Genomic DNA, 2,417 nt, shown 5'->3' on the forward strand with positions numbered 1-2,417 from the left:
ATGGCGGGCTGACCGATGCGACGTTCATCCTTGCGGGAGATCCGCAGGGCCGCGATTCCTATGTGAAGGATCTCGACAATCTCATCGAGGGTCGCAAGCTTGCCGGGGTCGTTCGGAGGGTGGGTCATTGCACCGACATGCCTGCGGCGTTCCTCGCCGCTTCCGTCGTCACGGTGCCATCCACGGAGCCTGAAGCGTTCGGACGTTCCGCCGTCGAAGCGCAGGCGATGGGAACGCCGGTCGTCGTATCGGATCTTGGAGCGGTTCCGGAGACCGTGTTGTCTCCGCCGGCGGTTGCTCCACACGAGCGGACCGGCTGGCGAATCCCACCGGGTGATGCCGAATCTCTCGCGGATGCCATCGGCGATGCTCTCAGCCTCGGTGCAACCGCGCGCGCGAGCTTGAGCAGCCGAGCGCGAAACCACGTGGAGCGGAACTTTTCACTCGAGCGCATGGTGGTGAGCACGTTGGACGTCTATTCCGCCCTGCTCGAAGGGCGTTTACCGCGCAGAACGAGTTGACTTCGCGCTGATTTGCGCGAAATGTCACTTTTACTCACGGCATCGGTAAAAGCGTCGCAGGGAGCATCCGGCTTCTGGACGTTTGACTGAGCCCCAACAGGAGACACGAGCCATTCGCAGACCAATGAGAGCTTTGCCAGTCCCGCAAAAGGAGGGACCGCGCGCCAATCGAGACATTCGCGGTGTACGCGAAGTGCAACTCATCGACGATACCGGCCAAAATCGCGGCGTGATGGCGTTCTTTGACGCGCTCCGCCTCGCAGAGGAGGCTGGCCTCGACCTCGTCGAGATCTCCCCCAACTCCGCGCCCCCCGTCTGCAAGATTCTCGATTACGGCAAGTTTCGCTTCCTGGAGCAGAAAAAGGCTTCCGAGGCGCGAAAGAAGCAGAAGACGGTCGAAGTCAAGGAAATCAAGCTTCGCCCCGGCATCGATGACCACGATTATGACGTCAAGATGCGCGCCATGAAGGCGTTTTTCGAGGAAGGCAACAAGGTCAAGATCACGCTCCGCTTCCGCGGCCGCGAGATGGCGCACCAGGATCTCGGCCTCAAAGTGCTCGAGCGGGTCAAATCCGACGTTGGCGACATCGCCAAGGTCGAGATGGAGCCGAACTTCGAGGGCCGTCAGGTCGTCATGGTGTTGGCGCCGCGCTAAGGCTTTTCCGGCAACGGATTGAGTGTGGCCGTCCCGGCGGGGCGGCCATTGCTTTTTGGGGTGGCTTCTGCCATAAGCCGCCCTTCGATCGAACCGCCCGGCTGTTAGGGCTGCCGTGGCGGTTTGTTTTGCTCATGCAGCAATACGAGGGTCTGCAAGGCGTTCAGCGTCTCGCCCGACCCACCAATAGGAGAGCAAAATGCCCAAACTGAAGACGAAGTCGGGCGCTAAAAAGCGCTTCAAGATCACCGGCACCGGTAAGGTCGTTTACGCCCAGGCCGGCAAGCGCCACGGGATGATCAAGCGGACCAAGAAGCAGATCCGCAACCTACGCGGCACCACGACCATGTTCGAGGGCGATGCGTACAACGTGAAGAAGTTCTTCCTGCCCAACGGCTGAGACAGATCTTCCCACATCCCGGATTTTGAAGGAGTTTTTCCATGGCCCGCGTCAAACGGGGCGTTACCGCCCACGCCAAGCACAAGAAGGTTCTGAAAGCCGCCAAGGGCTTTTACGGCCGTCGCAAGAATACTATCCGCATCGCCAAGCAGGCGGTCGAGAAGAGCATGCAATATGCTTATCGCGACCGTAAGAACAAGAAGCGCGTTTTCCGCGCTCTCTGGATCCAGCGTCTCAACGCTGCGGTTCGCCTGCACGGCTTGACCTATTCCCGATTTATCGACGGTCTCGGCAAGGCTGGGATCGAGATCGATCGCAAGGTTCTGTCCGAGATGGCCATCCACGAGCCGGCGGCCTTCGCCGCTTACGTGGAGCGCGCCAAGGCCTCCCTGCCGCAGCAGGAAGCCGCCTAAGGACGACCAGGCTCTGGCGCGGCGGGACTTGTTCCGGCCGCGCCACCTCTTCCCACCTCCGAGACCTTTCGCACCGACGGCGCATCGCGCTGTCGTTTGATTTTTTGCGGCTCGGAAGGCTTGACGGTTCCCGCGCCGCGTCTCACTCAAGCGCACGCATTTTGGCACGGGACCGATGACCGATCTCAATCAACTCGAACGTGACCTGCTGACCCAGGTCGAAGCCGCCGGCGACGAGGCAGCTCTGGAAACCTTGCGCGTGGCCGCGCTCGGCAAGAAGGGCTCCGTTTCCGATCTTCTGAAAACTCTCGGCGCGATGACGCCCGATGAGCGCAAGGAGAAGGGACCTTTCATCAACGGATTGCGCGACAAGGTTCAGACCGCGATCAGCGCCAAGAAGGACACGCTCGCCGAAGCCGCCCTGGACC

At 61.0% G+C, this 2,417-nt stretch carries 4 protein-coding genes and 1 pseudogene; all 5 read left to right on the plus strand.

Translation table 11 applies throughout. The features are described 5' to 3' along the window. Positions 1-521 (plus strand): glycosyltransferase (locus tag AC1DT3_RS18070; protein WP_477466614.1); only part of this gene is annotated, 521 nt, incomplete at its 5' end. A gap of 124 nt (positions 522-645) precedes the next feature. Continuing rightward, positions 646-1,176: a translation initiation factor IF-3 gene (gene infC / locus AC1DT3_RS18075; RefSeq protein ID WP_477466615.1), complete on the plus strand. Its 531-nt coding sequence runs from the start codon at positions 646-648 to the stop codon at positions 1,174-1,176. Positions 1,177-1,375: 199 nt separating this feature from the next. After that, on the plus strand, positions 1,376-1,576 hold the full coding sequence (gene rpmI / locus AC1DT3_RS18080; RefSeq protein ID WP_477466616.1) for a 50S ribosomal protein L35: 201 nt from the start codon (positions 1,376-1,378) through the stop codon (positions 1,574-1,576). Between the two features lie 41 nt (positions 1,577-1,617). Then, positions 1,618-1,989, plus strand: a complete 372-nt coding sequence (gene rplT / locus AC1DT3_RS18085; protein ID WP_477466617.1) for a 50S ribosomal protein L20 — start codon at positions 1,618-1,620, stop codon at positions 1,987-1,989. A 175-nt stretch (positions 1,990-2,164) separates the two neighbouring features. Continuing rightward, positions 2,165-2,417: pseudogene (locus AC1DT3_RS18090) on the plus strand (phenylalanine--tRNA ligase subunit alpha); the annotation flags it as partial.

This window comes from Microvirga sp. P4_G7 (assembly GCF_056401005.1).

What these genes read in the sequence shown, in the direction of transcription:
- rplT (WP_477466617.1), top strand. Translation starts at nt 1,618, where the DNA reads ATGGCCCGCGTCAAACGGGGCGTTACCGCCCACGCCAAGCACAAGAAG.
- rpmI (WP_477466616.1), top strand. Translation starts at nt 1,376, where the DNA reads ATGCCCAAACTGAAGACGAAGTCGGGCGCTAAAAAGCGCTTCAAGATC.
- infC (WP_477466615.1), top strand. Translation starts at nt 646, where the DNA reads ATGAGAGCTTTGCCAGTCCCGCAAAAGGAGGGACCGCGCGCCAATCGA.